Source organism: Streptomyces sp. HP-A2021 (assembly GCF_022807935.1).
In the GTDB taxonomy this organism is placed as follows: domain Bacteria; phylum Actinomycetota; class Actinomycetes; order Streptomycetales; family Streptomycetaceae; genus Streptomyces; species Streptomyces afghaniensis.
Map to the genome: position 1 here is coordinate 2406614 of NZ_CP094344.1, position 16431 is coordinate 2423044.

General features: G+C 73.1%; 13 protein-coding genes. 4 read left to right on the forward strand and 9 right to left on the reverse strand.

The window, feature by feature from the left end:
* Positions 1–32 precede the first annotated feature (32 nt).
* Positions 33–1571: a BadF/BadG/BcrA/BcrD ATPase family protein gene (locus MQE23_RS11020; protein ID WP_020273807.1), complete on the reverse strand. Its 1539-nt coding sequence runs from the start codon at positions 1569–1571 to the stop codon at positions 33–35.
* A 22-nt stretch (positions 1572–1593) separates the two neighbouring features.
* Here MQE23_RS11020 and MQE23_RS11025 point away from each other — a divergent pair, with 22 nt between their 5' ends.
* Positions 1594–2859 carry a cellulase family glycosylhydrolase gene (locus MQE23_RS11025; RefSeq protein ID WP_037670300.1) on the forward strand — a complete coding sequence of 422 codons (1266 nt, stop codon included), beginning with the start codon at positions 1594–1596 and terminating at the stop codon, positions 2857–2859.
* A 47-nt stretch (positions 2860–2906) separates the two neighbouring features.
* On the opposite strand, the gene MQE23_RS11030 is transcribed toward MQE23_RS11025, so the two are convergent.
* The 8 genes from MQE23_RS11030 to MQE23_RS11065 all read right to left on the reverse strand — a co-directional run bounded on the left by MQE23_RS11030 (position 2907) and on the right by MQE23_RS11065 (position 12474).
* The gene (locus tag MQE23_RS11030) at positions 2907–4397 is read right to left on the reverse strand and encodes a glycoside hydrolase family 3 N-terminal domain-containing protein (protein ID WP_020273809.1); all 1491 of its coding nucleotides are present in this window, start codon (positions 4395–4397) and stop codon (positions 2907–2909) included.
* Between the two features lie 48 nt (positions 4398–4445).
* Positions 4446–6728, reverse strand: coding sequence for a hypothetical protein (locus MQE23_RS11035; RefSeq protein WP_243382593.1), 2283 nt, complete (start codon positions 6726–6728; stop codon positions 4446–4448).
* Between the two features lie 1027 nt (positions 6729–7755).
* The gene (locus MQE23_RS11040) at positions 7756–8613 is read right to left on the reverse strand and encodes a trypsin-like peptidase domain-containing protein (RefSeq protein ID WP_243379037.1); all 858 of its coding nucleotides are present in this window, start codon (positions 8611–8613) and stop codon (positions 7756–7758) included.
* A complete protein-coding gene (locus tag MQE23_RS11045) occupies positions 8610–8945 on the reverse strand; it encodes a CU044_2847 family protein (protein ID WP_243379039.1) in 336 nt (111 codons plus the stop codon). Before MQE23_RS11045 ends, MQE23_RS11040 begins: the two co-directional genes overlap by 4 nt.
* 92 nt (positions 8946–9037) lie before the next feature.
* Positions 9038–9445, reverse strand: coding sequence for a peptide-methionine (R)-S-oxide reductase MsrB (gene msrB / locus MQE23_RS11050; RefSeq protein ID WP_020273896.1), 408 nt, complete (start codon positions 9443–9445; stop codon positions 9038–9040).
* A gap of 14 nt (positions 9446–9459) precedes the next feature.
* Positions 9460–10851, reverse strand: coding sequence for a UDP-N-acetylmuramate--L-alanine ligase (gene murC / locus MQE23_RS11055; RefSeq protein ID WP_037670376.1), 1392 nt, complete (start codon positions 10849–10851; stop codon positions 9460–9462).
* A gap of 81 nt (positions 10852–10932) precedes the next feature.
* On the reverse strand, positions 10933–11406 hold the full coding sequence (locus MQE23_RS11060; RefSeq protein WP_243379040.1) for an indole-3-glycerol phosphate synthase: 474 nt from the start codon (positions 11404–11406) through the stop codon (positions 10933–10935).
* A gap of 252 nt (positions 11407–11658) precedes the next feature.
* The gene (locus MQE23_RS11065) at positions 11659–12474 is read right to left on the reverse strand and encodes a pyrimidine reductase family protein (protein WP_020273899.1); all 816 of its coding nucleotides are present in this window, start codon (positions 12472–12474) and stop codon (positions 11659–11661) included.
* 37 nt (positions 12475–12511) lie between these two features.
* Here MQE23_RS11065 and zapE point away from each other — a divergent pair, with 37 nt between their 5' ends.
* The 3 genes from zapE to MQE23_RS11085 all read left to right on the forward strand — a co-directional run bounded on the left by zapE (position 12512) and on the right by MQE23_RS11085 (position 16397).
* Positions 12512–13609, forward strand: a complete 1098-nt coding sequence (gene zapE, locus MQE23_RS11070; protein WP_037670378.1) for a cell division protein ZapE — start codon at positions 12512–12514, stop codon at positions 13607–13609.
* A 707-nt stretch (positions 13610–14316) separates the two neighbouring features.
* Positions 14317–14898, forward strand: a complete 582-nt coding sequence (locus tag MQE23_RS11080; protein WP_020273902.1) for a carbonic anhydrase — start codon at positions 14317–14319, stop codon at positions 14896–14898.
* Between the two features lie 8 nt (positions 14899–14906).
* On the forward strand, positions 14907–16397 hold the full coding sequence (locus tag MQE23_RS11085; protein WP_243379042.1) for a SulP family inorganic anion transporter: 1491 nt from the start codon (positions 14907–14909) through the stop codon (positions 16395–16397).
* The last annotated feature ends 34 nt before the right edge of the window (positions 16398–16431 follow it).

The following is a 16431-nucleotide window of genomic DNA, read 5'->3' on the forward strand; positions in this document are numbered from 1 at the left end:
GCGGTACAGGGGCGCGCCCTGCCGGGTGGCGGTCACGTACGGCCGCCGTGGGCGAGCCGGGCCAGTGCGACGGCGCCCCGGCAGCCGTCGGGGACCCAGTCGAGGGTCAGGCCGAGGGCGTGGAGGCGGGTTTCGAGGCGGCCGGTGAGGGGCCCGTCGGGCCCGAGCAGCCCACCGGTGGCGACCACCCGCTCCCCCGGGCTCGGCTCCAACGCCCGTACAGTCTCCGTGAGTTGATCCGCAGCCTCGTCAAGGATCGCCAGGGCGACCGCATCCTCGGCGTCCCGGGCCGCCGCGACGACCAGCGGCGCGAGCCGTGCCAGCCGGACGGGGGCCTCGGCCATGACGGCGGGGAGCAGGTGCCTGCGGTAGGCCTCGCGGTGGGGGCGGGGCCAGGGGATGTGGTCGTGGGGCGGAAGAGGCCGCCGCCCGACGACCGAGGTCCCGACCACGCCTGGCACGACCCCGGCTGCACCGACCGGCCCCGGACCTCCGGCTACTCCGGCCTGCCCCGGACCCCTGGCCACGTCGGCCTGCCCCGAACCCCCCGCCACGTCGGCCTGCCCCGGGCCCCTAGCCACGTCGGCCTGCCCGAAACCGCCGGTCACACCGGCCTGCCCCGGACTCCCGGCCACACCGGCCTGCCCCGGACCCCCGGTCACACCGGCCTGCCCCGAGCCCGTCGGCCCTCCGGCCGGGCCGCCGGTCTCTCCAGTCTGCCCCTGGCCCTCCGACCGCCCGCCCACGTCCCCGCCTCTTCCGGACTGCCCGGGTCCCGTCGACCACCCACCCGCAGCGCTCGGCCCCGTCACCGGCGGCACTCCCTCCTGCCGCCCGTCACGCGGCGTGCCCTCCGCGGTGCCCGGGACGACGTCGGGGGACAGTCTCCGCACCGCGCCACCGGCTGCGCCGCCGCCGGGCAGGACGTCGCCCGGCAGCCCGAGTTCCCGGCCCACCGCCTCCGCCAGCACCGTCGGCGCGCCCCTGCCGTCGGCCATGCGCAGCGCGGCCCGTACTGCCGCGCGGCCGATCCAGAAGCCGCTGCCGTCGTCGCCGAGGAGCCAGCCGTCGCCGTCCACGGTGACCGTGCCGCGGCGGTCGGTGATACGCATGGCGACCGCGCCCGTGCCGGCCACCAGCGCGAGACCGCCGGCCGGGGTGCCCGGCGCGGAGGCGAAGGCCGCTTCGATGTCGCTGCCGATGACCGGCGGGCCGGCGTCGATGCCCAGCCGGCGCAGGGCGGCGGTGAGGGCGGCCAGGGCGTTGCGCCGCCCCGGCTCGTCGTCGGCGGCGTCCGTCGCGCCCGCGAAACCGCCGGCCACGGCCACCACCCGGTCCCGGACCGGCTCCGGCACGGCCCGCCCGATGGCCTCGGTGAGGTGCTCGGTGAGCTGCGGCAGCGGCACGGTCAGGGCATTGCCCGGCCCGGCGGCGCCCTCGCCCACCGGACGCCCGTCGTCCGCCGTCGCCAGGACCGCCCGGGTCCGCGTGCCGCCCGCGTCGATACCGATCACCAGGGACGAGGCGGCTTGACGCTCCTGGAGCAACTCCTGGTTCAATTCATTACCCATCGCCGACTATGGTGATTGATGCATTCACCCAGGGCAAGCACCAGGCACGCCTCGACCCGAGGAGGACCCCATCCTCACGCTCCGCTTCGGCGTCAACTACACGCCCCGCCGCGGCTGGTTCCACTCCTGGCACGACTTCGACCCGAAGCACGCCCGCGAGGACCTGGACCAGATCGCCGCGCTCGGCCTCGACCACGTCCGGGTCTTCCACCTGTGGCCCCTCCTCCAGCCCAACCGCACACTCATCCGCACCGCCGCCGTGGACCAGCTGGCGCACCTGGTCGACCTGGCGGCCGAGGCCGGTCTCGACGTCCTGGTGGACGGCGTGCAGGGCCACCTGTCCAGCTTCGACTTCTACCCGGAGTGGACCCGCAGCTGGCACCACCGCAACGTGTTCACCGACCCGGAGGCCGTCGCCGCCCAGGCCGAACTCATGCGCACCCTCGCCCGCGCCCTCGCCGGCCGCCCCAACCTCATCGGTCTCCAGCTCGGCAACGAGCTCAACAACCTGGTCGAGCACAACCCGGTGACCCCAAAGGAGGTGGACCGCTACCTCGACACCCTGCTGGCCGCCACCCGCGAGCACCTGCCCCCGGGCCGGCTCGCGACCCACTCCGCCTACGACGCCGCCTGGTACGGCGACGACCACCCCTTCACCCCTCACGCCTCGGCCCGCAAGGGCGACGTCACCACCGTCCACCCCTGGGTGTTCTCCGGCGACTGCGCCCGCCGCTACGGCCCCCGCTCCCCGCAGGTCCTGCACCTGGCCGAGTACGGCACGGAACTCGCCAAGGCCTACGCCGAGGACCCGGCCCGCCCGGTCTGGGTCCAGGAGACGGGCGCCCCGGAACCGCACATCCCGGCGGCCGACGCGCCCGAGTTCGCCCGGGCGACCGTGCGGAACGCGGCCGGGTGCGAGGGACTGTGGGGCGTGACGTGGTGGTGCTCCCACGACGTGGACCGCTCGCTGGCCGACTACCCGGAACTGGAGTACACCCTGGGCCTGTTCGACGCGCGGGGCAGCGCCAAGCCGATCGCCACCGCCCTCGCCGAGACGGTCGCCGAGGTCCGCGCGGGGCACCACCCGGCCCGCCCCCGCGACACGGCCCTCCTCCTCGACTGCACGCCGTCCACGCGTTCCGTGTCCGGCCCGGGAGGCGCGTACTTCGACGCGTGGATGGCCCTGCGCACCGAGGGCGTCCGCCCGGCGGTGGTCCTGGCGACCCGGGCGGACGACGCCGCGTACCTGGCGGCGCGCGGCATCAAGGAGGTCGTACGGGTGCCATAGGGATGCCGCGGGGATGCGGTAGGGGTCCCGTAGGGATGCCGGAGGGCTCAGCCGCCCGCCAGCGCCTCGGCGAGGGCCCGCAGATTCACCCGCCCCCGCCCGTAGGAGCACAGTGCGCCGCCCTCCGGCAGCCCGGTGTCGACCCGTACGGCATCGGGCCGCCGGGCCAGCAGGGCGGCGCGCAGCCGTTCCTGCCAGGGGTGCAGCCCGGCGTCGCAGGTGGCGACGACCAGCGGCGCGTCACCGGACGCGCGCAGGATCCCGTCCGCGACGGCGGCCGGATCGGCCGGCTCCCCGGCGACCGCCGTACCCGTGGCCGCGGGGTCCACGGCGCGCACCTCGCTCAGCAGGTCCTCGCCACCCCAGTTGAGCGCGGGGTGCGGCGGCGGGAACAGGTCGACGACATGGGCGCCGCGCACGGCCGACGGCACCGGACGGCTGCGCACGGCCCGGCGGGCCGCCTCCAGCCCGGCCCCCGCGTCCCAGCCCCCGACCGCCCCGTCCGTCACCGCGTACCGCCCGGCGAGCCGCCGCACCCGCCCGGCGGCCTCCCACAGCCGCTCCTCGGCCAGCACACCGGAGCGCAGCGCGCCGAGCACCGCGTCCCGGCAGGCCAGGGTGACCTCCAGGTCCGGCACGGCCACGATCACCTGGTCGGCACCCGCCGCGAGGGCGATCCGCGCCCCGGCGGCCTCGCCGTAGCGGTCGGCTATGGCCTTCATCTCCAGCGCGTCACTGACCAGGACCCCGTCGAAGTCCAGCTCGTGGCGGAGCAGATCGCCCAGGATGCGGCGGCTGAGGGTGGCGGGCCGCTCGGGGTCCAGCGCCGGGAAGACGACATGCGCGCTCATGAGCATCGGCACCCCCGCGTCGACGGCCGCGCGGAACGGTTCGAGGTCGGCGCGCAGTTCGTCGTACGACCGCGGGTCGACGGCGATGCCGTGATGGCTGTCGGTCTCGGTGCCGCCGTGGCCGGGGAAGTGCTTGGCGCAGGAGGCGACGCCCCGCCGCTCGGTGGCGGCGATCCAGGCCCGCAGATGCCGGGCGGCGAGCGCGGGCTCGGCACCGAAGGAGCGGGTGCGGACGATCGGGTTGCGCGGATGGTGCTGGAGGTCGGCGACCGGGGCGTAGGAGACCGTGATGCCGAGCGAGGCCAGATGCCCGGCCAGGGCGTCGGCGCAGCGGGCGGTCAGTCCGGGATCGTCGACGACACCGAGGGCGAACGACCCGGGCACCTCGGGAGCGCCGGCACCCACCAGGTGCCCGATCCCACCGCCCTCGTTGTCGATCCCCACGAGCAGGTCCGGCCGGACGGCCCGCAGCTCCCCGGTCAGCCGCCGCACCTGCTCCGCGTCCCGCACGTTGCGGGTGAACAGGATGACCCCGCCGAGCCCCCTGTCGACGAGCCGCTTGAGCTCGTCCGGAACGCCCCTGGTCCCGTCGAACCCCGCGACGAGACAGCGGTGGGCGGCATCGTCGAGGTCGGAGGGAAGGGTGGGGTCGGTGGAGGTTTGCTCGAAGACCGGCACCCCATCCATTCTGTGGATCACAGAACCGAAAGTCAACACGAAGGATGGATAATTGATTCATTCACGGCCCCGCGGGGGCTCACCCACGACCCACCATTCGTCTGTGTCCGCTTCGGCGTCCCCTTGCGAGGCCCGACCGGATCCGGCCACCGGTGCCGGCAGTGCCGGCCGCAACCGGGCCAGCAGTCGCCCCCGCTCCGCCGCGAAGGCCGGGTCGGCCTGGTAGCCGGAATGGCCGAGGATCGGTGCGGGCAGCGGATGCACATCCGTACGGCCGTAGGCCAACGGGTCCTTCAACGGCGCGTGGTCGACCTCGGGGCCGTCGCGGCCAGGAACGCGCACCGGGCCGCCGATGGGGTCGGTGAGCCGGTAGAGGTTGCGCCAGCAGTCGACCTCCCGGTGCAGGGAGCCGAGCGCGGCGGGGCCGAAGTGGGCCGGGAACCAGCGGCCGTAGAGCCGCTCCAGCGGGGAGCCGTACGTCAGCAGCGCGACGCGTCGGCGGGTGGACGGGGAGAGCTGCCAGGCCGCGGCGGCGGCGAGCACGCTGCCCTGCGAGTGCCCGGAGATGACCAGCCGTCCGCCGGTGGCGCGGGTCCAGGTCGCGATCCGCCAGGTCAGGTCGGGCACCGCGCGCTCGGCGTAGCAGGGCGGGGCGAAGGGGTGGGCGGCGCGCGGCCAGAAGGTGCCCACGTCCCACAGGATGCCGATGGTGCGCCGCGCGGCGGCGCCCTTGTAGGCGCGCCGCCCCCAGGTGACGAACAGGATGAAGCCGACCGCGATCAGCCAGGAGCCCAGCGCCTGGGCCGCCTGCGCGGCACCGCGCACCACGTGCGTACCGCGCGCGGCCTCACCCGGCGTCTCACCGGTCGCCAGGGCACCGACCAGAGCCCCGGCCCCGAGCAGCAGCGTGGCGGCGGCGGTCACGGCGACGACGAGAGGGGCCCGGTCGGTGAGCGTGGCCATCGCGCGCACGGACGCGATACGGCGGGAGCGCTCGGGGTCGGGCATCTCGCCCGGGTAGTCGTGGTCCACGACGGCCTGCTCGATGCGGGCCAGTCGCCAGGCGCGCCGGGCCGGCCAGGCGCAGAACGTCAGCAGCACGATCAGCAGCGGCGGGATCACGGACGCCTGCCAGGTCAGCAGGACCGGCGGTCCGTCGATCGACGCCCCCGTGCCGTCCAGCCAGTCCGACACCCGCTGGGAAACGCCCCCCGACATCACCCCACCCAGCGCGCAGGCCAGCATCGCGACCGCCGGACCGCCCTGTCCACGCAGCACTGCCCGCCGGTCGGGACGGGTGCGGTACAGGACGCCGGCGACCACAGCGAGGACGATCACGAGCAGGCCCTGGACCAGGGCGATACCACCGAAGATCGAGTCCCCCGCCAGCCGGCCCGACGACTCCCACCCCCGGCGCTCCCAGCCCGCGTACACGAAGGCGAGCGCGAGCAGGACCAGGGCGGCGAGCGGCAGCAGTCGTACCACGTGCTCGTCGAGTGCCAGGTCCGGACGCCTCTCGCTGCGGCCCCGGCGGCACACCACCCACACCACGGCCACCGCACCGACGACGAGCGCGCCCTCCAGCAGCACGCCCAGCACTTCCAGGACGACCGGACCGCCCGGCTCGCGGTCGTACCGGGCCGTGGTGCCGCCGACCGCGGCGGCGACCGTCAGCAGACCGGCGGCGGTGTGCGCGGCGCGCAGCCGTGCCACCAGGCGACGCCCGTACCAGAAACCGGGCCGGCCCAGCGCCGTGTGTCCGTCGGCCTCGGGCTCGTGGGCCTCGGGGGCGTGGGCCATCGGCTGCTGGGACTCGTACGCCCTCCAGGTCCGCAGGGACAGGTACCAGAGCAGGCCGGTCAGAGCCATGGGCACCAGCGCGGCGAGGGCGAGTCTGCGGCCGGGCGCACTCCACCAGCCGCCGCTGCCGGACGTGGGCGACAGGAAGCCCAGCCAGGAGCGCCGCTCGGCGCACGCGCGGGTGCCCGCGCACTGCCACGCCACCAGATCCAGAGCCACCTCGCAGGCCGCCGCGACGAGCAGCACCGTCAGGGACAGTGCCACCAGCCGCACCAGCAGCCCGAACAGGCGGATCGTCCGCCTGCCCCCCTGGGCCGCGGGCCGCATCCAGTGGGCGAGGTTGACCACCATGAAGGGCAGCAGCAACAGCCACAGCGCGCGCGTGCCGTTGCCGGAGGTGAGGTTCCCCCAGACGTAGGCCTCGCGAACCAGGCCGTCCCGGCGCTCGGGCTGCGTCTCCGCGTCCACGTCGTCGGCGCGGCGGAAGACGGCCGCGATGTCGTCGCCGGTGATCCGCACCGTGCGCGGATCGTCCAGCATCTCCTGCGGCGTGGTGCCGCCCACCCCGTGGACCAGGAGTTCCAGGGCGGTCCCCGTCTCCTCCGGCCACCGCTCGGCGCCCGTGGCGGGCAGGGTGTCCCTCGACGGTGCGGGCTGCGCCGAAGAGGAGGACGTGCCGGGGCTCCGGGCGAAGTGCGCCCGCTGCCTGCGGGCCCTTTCCCTGGCCTCGAAGTCCTTGGTGGCCTCGAAGGCGCCGGCGAGCAGCGTGCGTGCGGATCGCGTCAGGGGGTGCCGGGCCCCGAGCACGGCGGAAGCGCGTTGGGCCGCCACGGCCAGGACGTCCAGCAGGTGCTCCATGCGTTCGACGCCGCCGTTCATCTCGGCCACGCCGTGCTGGGTCGCCGCGGTGATGACCAGGGCTTCGAGCGCCCGGGGATGGTCGTTTCCCCACATTCCGATCTGCTGCCGGCACACCGCCGTGAGAGTGCGCGCATACGCGCGGGCCCTGCGGTCGTCGCCCTGAGCGCGTGCCGCCCGGAACAGGGTGAACGTCGCACGCAAGCGGAGGTGGAGACGACCACCGCCGCCGTGCGCGAACCAGGTCCCCCGGAGAGCTTGCCGCGCGTACGAACCCGCTCGCGGCCAGTCGTCGTGGTGCGCGGCGACGGCGCCCAGACCGGCGAGGGTGAGCGCCTTGTCGAGTCGGGTCCCGGGGGCGTGCAGCACGAGTTCGAGGGCCTCGCGGGCCGATTCCCACCGGCCGCTCTCGGCGAAGACGGTGGCCAGTCGGTTGTGCACGGCTCGCCGGTGCCGCCAGGGCACGCGCTCGGCCGCGACCCACTCGGCGGCGGTGGCCAGAGCTCCGTCCTGTTCCGAGCCGGTTCCCGCCTCTCGCAGCAGCGCCACCCAGTAGGCGAAGTGCCCGGCGGTGGTGGCGTCCGTGAGGAGCGCGTCGTCGTCGGGCAGTCCCGCCACCGTCTCCCGGAGGGCCGCGAGGGCCGTCTCGTCTCCTGCCACCGCCCGCTCGGCGACGCTCAGCCGCCGCTGCCACCGCGCCTCCGGGCTCTCAGGCACCGCCGCCCCCGTCGCCCAGCAGACGCTCGCGCAGCATCCGAAGGGCCGAGCGTCGCTCCTCGTCGGCGACCGCCCGCGGTATCACAGCGGACTCCTCCCACTCCCGGATGCGCCGTAGGTAAAGATCAGCGTTGGTGACGAGGCTCTGCGCCGCCTCTTCGCGTTCCTCGCTCCGGCGCGGCCGTGGGACGAGCTCCTGACGCCCGGGCCGGGACGTCAGCTCCTTCAGGCGTTCCATGTGGAACGCGGAGAAGACCTCGAAGGCGTGCAGCACGGAGGCGGCGACCAGCACATTGGTCCCCGACACGTGGTCTTCCCTGCTGAGCTGCTGTTCCATGAGGATGCCGACCACCGACCGTTCCTCCGGCTCCGGCTCCCCCGGGCTTCCGGCGTCGGTGTCCACGGGGCTTCCCGAGTAACCCGAGTAGTCACCCAGCTCCTGCTCCACGGTGAGCTGCACGCCGGTGAAGGCACCGCCCGCCCTGCTGCGATAGCGATAGGGGACGTGAGTGATGCGGCCGCTGAGCTGAGTGTTCTCGCCCGGCGGCGCGTACGCGCCGCGCCATGCGACACCGGGTCGTGGCCGGTCCGTCGGGGACGCGAGGGGCAGGCGGTGCGAGTGGGCCTCCTCCACGGCGATCAGGGCGAGATCGACATCCTCAGCCACATCGCAGAGCCACCCGTGTACCCGGCGTCCGTCGGCCAGTTCGAGGACGAGCCGGGCGTCGTCCGACGAACGCCGGCGCAGGCAGTGCAGGGCGGTGAGGACGTACTCGCGCGTCAGCAGGAAACCGGCACCCAGGTGCCGGTCCTCCTCACCGATGTGTACCCAGTACTCCTGATCACTCACGGAGCGCCGGCACTCCGCTCCACCGTGAGCGTCACCTCGAAAGAGGCCTCGGCGGAGGCCTTCGAGAGGATCACTCCGGCCTCCGCGCCGAGCGTGAGCCCGAAGACCACCTGCATGCTGGTGACCGCCCAGCCCTGGCGCTCGGCCACCTGCGCCAGTGAGTCCTGCGCGATGGCGGACGCCTGCACGATCGCTTCCTGGACCTCTCCCGCGCGGTCGTCCAACGGCGCCGAGAGCCGCGACCTGCTCCCGATCTGCCGTGCTCCATGGGAGTCCAGCTCAACGGTCTCCACCCGCACCACCGCCGGGCCACCGCTCGCTTGTTCCGTCACGACAACTCCCCTCCCCCGCAACCGCGTTGATCACTCTCAGCGTAGACTCCGCCGAGTCCTGGCGCGGCGGGACGGGGAGGTCCGTGACGGGCTCAGCCCTCCTCGGGCGCCAGCCGCAGCGCGATGCTGTTGATGCAGTACCGCTGATCGGTGGGCGTCGGATACCCCTCACCCTCGAACACGTGCCCGAGGTGGGAGCCGCAGCGGGCGCAGCGCACCTCCGTGCGGACCATGCCGTGGGAACGGTCCTCGATCAGTTCCACCGCGTCGGTGTCCTTCGGGTCGAAGAAGGACGGCCAGCCGCAGTGGGACTCGAACTTCGTGTCGGAGGTGAACAGCTCCGCGCCGCAGGCGCGGCAGGAGTAGACGCCCCGGGTCTTGGTGTCGGTGTACTCACCGGTGAAGGCGGGCTCCGTCGCCGCCTGGCGCAGGACCGCGTACTCGCCCGGGGTGAGCTCCGCGCGCCACTGCTCGTCCGGCTTCTCGACGTCGTACGGCATGAGCCTCCAGCCCCTCAGTTCGACAGACGGTCCAGGATGCGCGGGCCGAGGTCGGTGACGTCGCCCGCTCCCATGGTGAGAACGAGATCCCCCGGCTTCGCCATTCCCGCGACCACTGCGGGCACGTCCGCCTTGTCGTGCACCGGCGTCACGTCCGCGCCCGCCGCCCGGGCCGCCTCGATGATCAGCTCGCTGGTCACGCCGGGGATCGGGTCCTCACGTGCCGGGTAGATGTCCAGCACGACCGAGGCGTCCGCCAGGGCCAGGGACTGCCCCATCTCCTTGCCCAGCTCCTGGGTCCGCGAGAAGAGGTGCGGCTGGAAGACGACCAGGATCCGGGCGTCGCCCGCCGCCCCGCGCATGGCCTCCAGGTCGGCGGTCATCTCGGTGGGGTGGTGCGCGTAGGAGTCGATGACCTGCACCCCCGCGGCCTCGCCCTTGAGCTGCAGCCGCCGCTTCACGCCCGTGTACGCCGCGAGCGCCGGGGCCAGCTCCTCGGCGGGGACGCCGAGCGCCACGCCCGCCGCGAGCGCGGCCACCGCGTTGTGCGCGTAGTGGCGGCCGGGCACGGAGACCGTGAAGGTCAGCTCCTTGCCCTCCAGCACCACGGTGACCTCGCTCTTGAGGCCCTGCGGCACGACCGACAGGATGCGCACGCCGGCGTCCGCGGACTCGCCGTACGTCACCACCCGCACGCCGCGACCCGCGACCCGTCGCGTCAGCTCCCGCGCGCCTTCGTGGTCAGCGGTGATCACCAGCGTGCCGCCCTCGGTGACGCGGTCCACGAACGTCTCGAACGACTCGTAGATCTCGTCCATCGACGCGTAGTTGGCGTGGTGGTCGAGTTCGACGTTGAGGACGATCGCGACCTCGGGCGCGTACTTGTGGAAGCTGCGGTCCGACTCGTCCGCCTCGGCGACGAAGATCTCGCCCTCGCCGTGCAGCGCGTTGGATCCGGGCGCGTCCAGGTCCCCGCCGATCGCGTACGACGGCTTCAGGCCCAGCTCGCTCAGCGACACCGCCAGCATGGAGGTCGTGGTCGTCTTGCCGTGCGTACCGGCGACCGCGATCGGGCGCAGGCCCTCCATCAGGGCCGCGAGCGCGTCGGAGCGGTGCACGACGGGGATGCCGAGCTCGGCCGCGCGCGCCAGCTCGGGGTTGTCCTGCCGGATCGCCGAGGACACGACGACACAGCTGGCGTCGTCGGCCAGGTGCTCCGCGGCGTGCCCGATGCGCACCGTCACGCCCAGCGCCCGCAGCGCCTCGGCCGTCGCCGACTCCCTGGCGTCGCTGCCCGCCACGACGGCCCCACGCTGCGCGAGGATCTTCGCGATCCCCGACATCCCGGCCCCACCGATGCCGATGAAGTGCGGTCGGTCCATGGCGGTGGGAAGGCCGGGTGCCATGCGTGTCTCCCTGTACGTGTGCGGAACGTTCAGCGGCACAGCCTATGCCGAAGCGTTTACCGATGCTGACACCGTCGGGAGCTACGCCTTGCTGTGCGAGAACAGCTTCAGCACCGGCACCCCCACCTTGTGCCGGGCCCGGGAGGCCCAGTCCCGGTGGAAGAACTCCTCCACGTAATGGGGGTCGGTCAGCACGATGACCTCGTCCGCGCCGGCCTCCTCCACCAGGGACTTCAGCGCGTCCAGCGGATGGTCCTCGATCAGCCGCCCCTCGGCCCCGCTCCCGGATGCCCGCAGCGCCGCGAGCGAGACCTCCAGCGCCCGCTGCCCGACGCTCAGCGCGTCCTCGCCCTCGGGCGTCTCGCCCTCGCGGACGGCCTCGTCGAGCTCGCCGAGCGCGACGTCGTCGATGGCCCGCAGCAGCCGGTCCGCCTGCTCGCCGCGCGGCTGGAGCAGCACCTGGAAGGAGACCGGCTCCTCCCCGTGCAAGGTCGTGACGAACTCCACGTCGGCGGACGTCAGGGCCTTCTCGATCATCAAAACGCTTGTGAACACCAGGCGCCCCTTCTGCTCCCGGGGGCCCGCGGCCCCACTCCTCCGTGGGCCGCGCCGGGCCCTGCGGAAACCATCCTGCCCCGTGGTCGCACGGGCACTGCCGGATCCAGTGTGCCCTCCGGAAACCAAACAGAACGGCACATTCTGTCGATTACCGGACCGGCGACGACCATCGCACCGATTCCGGGCCCACCGGCCGGTCCGACCGTGCGGCCGCCGACACCTGTACCCCGTGCCGGGCGATTCAGTACGTCAGGACCGGCCGTAGCGCGTGTACAGGAAGCCGTCCTCCTCCAGCATCGACACCAGCCTGAAGCGCTGCGGCACCGTGACCGCGGGCCCTCCGGCGATGCGCTGCGCGTCGCCCGCGGTGAGCATCGGGGAGACGGTCAGGCACAGCTCGTCGAGCACACCGGCCGCCACCAGTTGCCCGAGCAGCCGCGGACCGCCCTCGGTCAGCAGCCGGGTGTGGCCGAGGCCGGCGAGGGCCTGGACCGCACGGGCGGGGTCCACGCCGATGCCGTCCCCGGCGGTGACCACCCGGGCGCCCGCCTTCTCGGCGGCCGCGACCCGGTCCGGGGCTGCCGAGGCTCCCGTGAGGATCAGGGTGGGCACCAGGGGCGAGGTGAACAGGGGCAGCGAGAAGTCCAGGTCCAGGCTGGCGGAGACCACCGCGATCGCGGGTGCGGGGCCCTGCCCGGCCGCCTCCCGCTGCTCCGCGAACTCGGCACGCGCGCGTGCCGGCCGGTACCCCTCCTGGCGCACCGTCTGCGCGCCGACGACCACGACGTCCGCCAGCGCCCGCAGCGTGCCGAAGATCCGCATGTCGGTCTTGCTGGAGATGGGCTGCGAACGGCCGTCGTGCTGGGCGGCCCCGTCCAGCGTGGACACCATGTTGGCGCGCAGCCACGGCAGCGGCCCGCCGGGCCCCGCCGCGGGATAGGCGTACGCGGCGGCCAGCTCGGCCGTACTCCACTCCCGCCCGGCCCCGTCGCGGCCCTCCTCCCCGGGCGTCCCGCCCGAGTCCGGAGCTGCTGTTTCATCGGTCACAGGGAACAGACGTCGCATGCCGTGCAGTGTTCCACGCGCCGTAGCATGGTGAACCGTGTCTCCTTCTCCCGTCCCTTCCGGAACCGGCCCGATAACCGACGCGGCCCCGCTCTCCCTGTGCGCCCGTGAGCCGCACGTGCCCGCGGATCGGCTGGTGGCCGAGATGGTGCCGCCGCCGCGGTTCGACTCGGTGCGTTTCAGCACGTACATCCCGGACCCGAACCAGCCCAGCCAGACGGAGGCCGTCCGGGTCCTGGAGGGCTTCGCGGCGGGACTGGGCGGGACGGCCGACTCGGGCAGGCGGCGGCTGTTCGGATTCGGCAGGGCGCCGAAGAAGGCCCCGGCCGGCCCGCGCGGTGTCTACCTCGACGGTGGTTACGGCGTCGGCAAGACCCACCTGCTGGCGTCCCTCTGGCACGCCACCCCGGCCGAGCCCGCGCTCAAGGCGTTCGGCACCTTCGTGGAACTGACCAACCTGGTCGGCGCCCTCGGGTTCCAGCAGACCGTGCAGACCCTGTCCGGCCACCGCCTGCTGTGCATCGACGAGTTCGAGCTCGACGACCCCGGCGACACCGTCCTGGTCTCCACGCTGCTCGGCAAGCTCGTCGACGCGGGCGTCGCGCTCGCCGCCACCTCCAACACGCTGCCCGGCAAGCTCGGTGAGGGCCGGTTCGCCGCGGCCGACTTCCTGCGCGAGATCCAGGGCCTGTCGGCCCACTTCCGCGCCCTGCGCATCGACGGCGAGGACTACCGTCACCGCGGCCTGCCCGAGGCGCCGCCGCCGTACTCCGACGAACAGGTGACCAAGGCGGCGCACGCCACCGAGGGCGCGTCCCTCGACGCGTTCTCGCCCCTCCTGGAACACCTGGCCCGGGTCCACCCCAGCCGGTACGGCGCTCTGACCGACGGGATCAAGGCCGTCTGCCTCACCGGTGTGCGGCCGGTTCCCGACCAGTCGACGGCGCTCCGGCTCGTCGTCCTCGCGGACCGGCTCTACGACCGTGAAGTGCCCGTGCTGGCCTCGGGTCTGCCCTTCGACCAGCTGTTCAGCGAGGAGATGCTGAACGGCGGCTACCGCAAGAAGTACTTCCGGGCCATCTCCCGGCTCACCGCCCTGGCCCGCGACGCGGCCACGTTGGCGAACTCTCGGTAACCACAACCCCCATATCGTGCCAACCGCCGTACGGCAAGGGGTGGTTCAAGCCAACCCGCCTACGGTTTTCAGGCTCTCTTCAGCTTGAAACGTTAAGTTAACCCTGCAAACGACTTTGCAGGGTTAACGTGTTTCTTGACCAGCAGTTGACCAAGTGTTGGTCAGCGCTAGATGTGCGAATCACCTGAAGGGGGGCGCATGTACCGAGGTACGACGGCACGGACCGTGGTTTCGATCCTCGCCGCCGTCCTGCTCGCCCTCCAGCTCTTCGCACCGACGGCGTCCTTCGCATCCGCGCACACGCCCAGTGAAGTAGAGGCCAAGGCTCAGCCCGGAACTGAACCTTCCGGCAAGTCTTCGCGCCCCGGAACCAAGCTTTCCGGGAAGGCTCTGCGCGACGAGATCGCGAACTGCCGCGCCGGACACCACGGGGGCCCGACCGGCCCCCTGCGGACCCGCGACCGGTTCCACAGCACCGACTCAGCGCCCTCGGCGCCCGATCGGCACCTGCTGAGGCTCATCCCGCCGACAGCACCGGACCGGGTCACACCCGGCGTCGCGCACGAACGCACGTCGAGATCCTCGGCGTCGCGCACTCCGGCAGCGCTTCAGGTCTTCCGCTGCTGAGGAACAGAGCAGTTCCATCCCCCATCTCTGTCATGCCCGTCCGACGCGCCCCCACTGCGCGCCAGGAGGAGTCACCACTTATGCAACCCCTCATCGACAACGCCCGCATGTTCGGACAGCGCCCTGAGGAGTTCGCCCGCCTCGCCGAGGGCCAGTCCCCCGACGTCCTGTTCATCACCTGCTCCGACTCCAGGGTCGTACCGGCCCTGATCACGGGCGCCCGGCCCGGCGAGCTCTTCGAGCTGCGCACCGCGGGCAACATCGTCCCCCCGCACGCCCTGGAGCACCCCACGTCCGAGGCGGCCACCATCGAGTACGCCGTGGAAGTGCTCGGCGTCAAGGACATCGTGGTCTGCGGCCACTCGCACTGCGGTGCCGTGGGCGCGGTGGTCCGGGGCGACGACCTCGCCGGCGTGCCGGCGGTGCGCGACTGGCTCGCGCACGCCGCCGAAGAGCCCAAGTGCGAGGACCCGGCCGACCCGACGGTCGCCGAAGCCGTGCAGAACCACGTCCTCACCCAGGTCCTGCGACTGCGGTCGTACCCGTTCATCGAGCGCCGGCTGGCGGAGGGCCGACTCGGCCTGCACGCATGGTTCTACGAAGTGCACACCGGAACCGTGTGGCAGCACCACGCGGAGACCGACACCTTCGAGACCCTGTGAGGGACGCCATGACCAAGTTCCCTTACCTGAGGCAGGACTTCCTCGCCTCCATCGTCGTCTTCCTCGTCGCCGTGCCGCTCTGCATCGGCGTGGCCGTCGCCTCCGGCGTCCCGGCCGAACTCGGCCTGATCACCGGCATCGTGGGCGGCCTTGTCACCGGCCTCATGCGCGGGAGCAGCCTCCAGGTGTCCGGGCCCGCCGCCGGCATGACCGTGCTGGTCTTCGAGGCCGTCAGCCAGTTCGGGGTGGCCGCGCTCGGCGTGATCGTGCTGATGGCCGGTCTGCTCCAGCTCGCCATGGGCTTCCTCGGGATAGGCCGCTGGTTCAGGGCGATATCCGTCTCCGTCGTCGAGGGCATGCTCTGCGGCATCGGCCTGGTGATCATCGCCGGGCAGATCTACGCGGCGGCGGGCCTGAAGGCACCGGAGTCCGGCATCGGCAAGATCGCGGGGCTGCCGGGGGCGTTCACCGACGCGCTGGGCAGCACCGAGGCCATGACCTCGCTCGCGATCGGCGCGGGCTCCATCGCCGTCATCGTGCTGTGGAAGAAGCTGCCGAAGGCCGTGCAGTCCGTGCCGGGCGCCCTCGCGGCGGTGGTGCTGGCCACGGTCGCCACGCTCGCCTTCAGCCTGCCGGTCGCCACGGTCGAGGTGGAGGGCCTGCTCGGCGTCATCCAGCCGCCCGGGACCGAGGCCCTCAGCCAGCTGGCCGGTCCGGCCATCTGGGGCACGATCATCGCGTTCGCACTGATCGCCTCCGCGGAGAGCCTGTTCAGCGCGGCGGCCGTGGACCGGCTGCACGACGGTCCGCGCACCCAGTACAACAAGGAGATGATCGCCCAGGGCGCGGGCAACACCGTGTGCGGTCTGCTCGGCGCGCTGCCCATGACCGCGGTGATCGTCCGCAGCTCGGCGAACGTCAACGCGGGCGCGAAGACCAAGGCGTCCCGTGTGCTGCACGGCGTGTGGCTGCTGCTGTTCGCCGCCGCGATGCCGTGGGCCCTGGCCCTGATCCCGCTGCCCGCCCTTGCCGGCATCCTGGTGCACGCGGGCTGGAAGCTGATCCCGTTCCGCCAGGTCGTGGCGCTGTGGCGGGCTCACAAGGGCGAGGCGCTGATCCTCGTGGTCACCGCCGTGTCGATCGTCGCGGTGAACATGTTCGAGGGTGTCCTGATCGGTCTGGCCCTGTCGGTCGTCAAGACCGCCTGGGAGGCCTCGCACGTCAAGCTGGAGGTCATCGACAAGGGCGCCGGTCCGATCCAGGCGTACCTGTCGGGCAACGCGACGTTCCTGCGGCTGCCGAAGATCCTCGACAGCCTGGAGAGCCTGCCCCAGGACCGCCCGGTCGAGCTGGACCTCTCGGGTCTGCACCACCTCGACCACGCCTGCCGCACGGCCCTGGAGAGCTGGGCCGAACGCCACAGCGCGACGGGCACGGAGCCGGTGAAGGTCACGGAGCCGGAGCCGGCACCGGAGGCCGAGAAGGTCACGGCCGCGTAGTGACGTAGCCGGGACTCCGACAGCCCCTGGTCCG

Bases quoted from the DNA above. Each gene is read 5' to 3' on its own strand.
- MQE23_RS11020 (WP_020273807.1), bottom strand. From the start codon at position 1,571: ATGGGTAATGAATTGAACCAGGAGTTGCTCCAGGAGCGTCAAGCCGCC.
- MQE23_RS11030 (WP_020273809.1), bottom strand. From the start codon at position 4,397: ATGGATGGGGTGCCGGTCTTCGAGCAAACCTCCACCGACCCCACCCTT.
- MQE23_RS11035 (WP_243382593.1), bottom strand. From the start codon at position 6,728: ATGCTGGACGATCCGCGCACGGTGCGGATCACCGGCGACGACATCGCG.
- msrB (WP_020273896.1), bottom strand. From the start codon at position 9,445: ATGCCGTACGACGTCGAGAAGCCGGACGAGCAGTGGCGCGCGGAGCTC.
- murC (WP_037670376.1), bottom strand. From the start codon at position 10,851: ATGGCACCCGGCCTTCCCACCGCCATGGACCGACCGCACTTCATCGGC.
- MQE23_RS11065 (WP_020273899.1), bottom strand. From the start codon at position 12,474: ATGCGACGTCTGTTCCCTGTGACCGATGAAACAGCAGCTCCGGACTCG.
- MQE23_RS11080 (WP_020273902.1), top strand. From the start codon at position 14,317: ATGCAACCCCTCATCGACAACGCCCGCATGTTCGGACAGCGCCCTGAG.
- MQE23_RS11085 (WP_243379042.1), top strand. From the start codon at position 14,907: ATGACCAAGTTCCCTTACCTGAGGCAGGACTTCCTCGCCTCCATCGTC.